Raw genomic sequence first — 1,950 nt, forward strand, 5'->3', positions numbered from 1 at the left:
GCATGGAAAATGCGGAAAGGGCGTCCTCGCGGTAGCCCAGTACGCGGGCGTACAGGCCCTGGTATGTGTTCGCGGCGCGCACTGTCTCCTGCGTGATGCCGAGAAGGCAGCACATAAGGATGCGGGCGATCCGCGTCTGCGTATACCGTTTGCTTTTGATCCCGGCGATAAGCGCCTCCAGGCTGTCCGCTTGGGCGGCGGCTTTTTCTATCGTATATTACAAACCTTCCTGAACGCCGCTGATTTCAGCGATCTGCCAGGCCTTCATGGTGCGAAGCCTGTAAAGGATCAGGTCAAAAAAATCATCCGCAAAAACAAGGCTGCTTTCTTTTAAAACTTTCATGAAATATGCGCGGCTTGCTTCCGGTATGTTCCGGCCCGCGCCCTCCGTATCCTTCCGCCTGACCGCATTCCTGATGGCGGAGGCGCTTGCGAGGTCACCCGAAATATCGGGATCATTGTAACCCGCCCCGGCACGCCGGATAATGCGGGGAGTGATTTTGCTTTTCGACCGCTCCAGCGCCTTTAGATACTCGATCGCCAGGATATCGTTGGGCTGATTTATAATATCCGCGTCCAGTCCCGCCGCGGACTGAAGCGCCTGCATACGGGCTGCGGGGAACGACAGCCCCTGCAGAAGGTTTTCCTTCAGCCGGTCCTTGAAAGTCTCGTCCTCTTTGAGCAGCAGACGCGCGGCATTTTTAAGCCCCTGTTCGTCTGCGCTTTCACTGCCGAAACAAAGCTCGTCCACGGCGCCAAGTCCGTTTGCGATCGCAACGCCGCCTGATGCAAAGCCTTCGGCGCTCTGCAGGGCAAACAGGGCAGGCAGTTCTATCACAATATCGATCCCGGCCATCAGCGCCAGGCGCGCGCGCGTCCATTTGTCGAAAATCGCCGCATCACCGCGCTGCATGAAATTCCCGCTCATGATTGCGACCGCAAAATGTGATTTGCTCTCCTGCTTTATCAACTTTTTTTGAAAATCGTGTCCATTATGGAACGGATTGTACTCCGAAACAATTGCTGTTATTTTCATAGAAAAAAACCTTTCCAAAAGCATTTTTATTAGCTATAATAAAGGATGGTTTCTAAATGTATACTATGTTGACATTAGTATAACATTAATGCTTGTTAATTAAAATATATATTAAACATTATCGAGAGGGGAAAAAATCTAAAATGGCTTTAATGGACGTGATCAAGAAAAAGGCGATGGCAGACAGGAAGCGAATACTGCTTCCGGAAGGCGATGAGCCCCGTACGGTGGAGGCTGCGTCTATCATCGCACAGCAGAAGCTAGCGGACGTGGTTCTTTTAGGGGATGAGGAAAAGATCAAGAAGCTAGCGGGCAATCTGGACCTTTCCGGCGTAACCGTCATCAACCCTGAAAAATCCGAGAAGCTGCAGGAATATGCAAACCAATTTTATGAAATGAGAAAATCCAAAGGTGTCACACAGGAAGCAGCACTTCAGACCTGTAAGGACACCCTTTATTTTGCAGTCATGATGATCAAGAACAATGACGCGGACGGCATGGTATCCGGCGCGATCCATTCCACGGGCGATACGCTGCGTCCTGCATTGCAGGTAATCAAAACCGCGCCCGGGATCAGCATCGTGTCTTCATCGTTTCTGATGGAAATACCCGATAGAAAATACGGCGACGACGGCATCATGGTATTTGCGGACTGCGCGATCAACATCAATCCGAACGCCGACGAACTTGCCGCGATAGCGGTCGCAACCGCCGAGACGGCAAAGAGCCTGGCCGGGATCGACCCCAGGATCGCCATGCTTTCGTTCTCCACAAAGGGCAGCGCAAAACATGAATTTGTGGACAAGGTTGCGCAGGCGACCGCGAAGGTAAAGGAAATCGCGCCCGAATTGAACGTGGACGGCGAACTGCAGGCAGACGCGGCGCTTGTTGAAGCCGTCGGTCAGCTGAAATCT

The 1,950-nt window shown here is 52.2% G+C and carries 1 protein-coding gene and 1 pseudogene; one reads left to right on the forward strand and one right to left on the reverse strand.

The features are described 5' to 3' along the window. A pseudogene (locus VB081_RS02480) lies at positions 1–1,060 on the reverse strand (nucleotidyltransferase family protein); the annotation flags it as partial. 119 nt (positions 1,061–1,179) lie between these two features. On the opposite strand from VB081_RS02480, the gene VB081_RS02485 reads away from it, so the two are divergent. After that, positions 1,180–1,950 (forward strand): phosphate acyltransferase (locus tag VB081_RS02485; RefSeq protein WP_323399273.1); only part of this gene is annotated, 771 nt, incomplete at its 3' end.

The sequence above is a fragment of the Christensenella sp. genome, from assembly GCF_034927525.1.
GTDB lineage: Bacteria > Bacillota > Clostridia > Christensenellales > Christensenellaceae > Christensenella.